This is a genomic window from Serratia sp. 506_PEND, assembly GCF_001076875.1.
GTDB lineage: Bacteria > Pseudomonadota > Gammaproteobacteria > Enterobacterales > Enterobacteriaceae > Serratia > Serratia marcescens.
On the sequence record NZ_JVEL01000499.1, the window covers coordinates 1 to 539 of the forward strand.

The window sequence follows — 539 nt, forward strand, 5'->3', positions numbered from 1 at the left end:
CTGTGACAGCCAGCGTTGCGCGGCCACATCCCCGACCTGCGCGGCTTTCTGATACCACATCAGCTTTTCCGTACCTTCACTGTGCTCCGCCAGCCAGCGCTGTGCCTGCGGGTTGCCGAGTGCGGCAGACTGACGATACTCACGGCGGGCGATAGCCGGTGACGGCTCAACACCGTTGCCGGTTTCATGGCGACGGGCCATCAACGCCAGCGCCGCGGGCTCGCCCTGTGCGGCCGCTTTTTGCAGCCAGGAGAGCGCCGTTTTTTCACCCGCTGGCTGAGTCTGGTACCAGCGGGCCAGCATCAGCTGTGCCTGCGCATTGCCCTGACGGGCCGCGGTCTCAAACTGACGGATGCACTCCGCAACAGGCGACGAGCCATGTTCTGCCTGGCAGTGTCCGGCGAGATTCATACTGGCCTGTGCATCACCAAGCGACGACGCCCGTGTCCACCACTGACGGGCAAGCGGTTCGTTGCGCGGCTCCCCCAGCCCGGAGTAATACCCGTCCCCGGCCTGACGCGCCGCATCCGCCCGGGTTG

The 539-nt window shown here is 66.0% G+C and carries 1 protein-coding gene; it reads right to left on the reverse strand.

Annotated features, from left to right (window positions below; genetic code table 11):
- A partial coding sequence (locus ADK28_RS20345; RefSeq protein WP_161802724.1) for a tetratricopeptide repeat protein occupies positions 1-539 on the reverse strand: 539 nt, incomplete at both ends.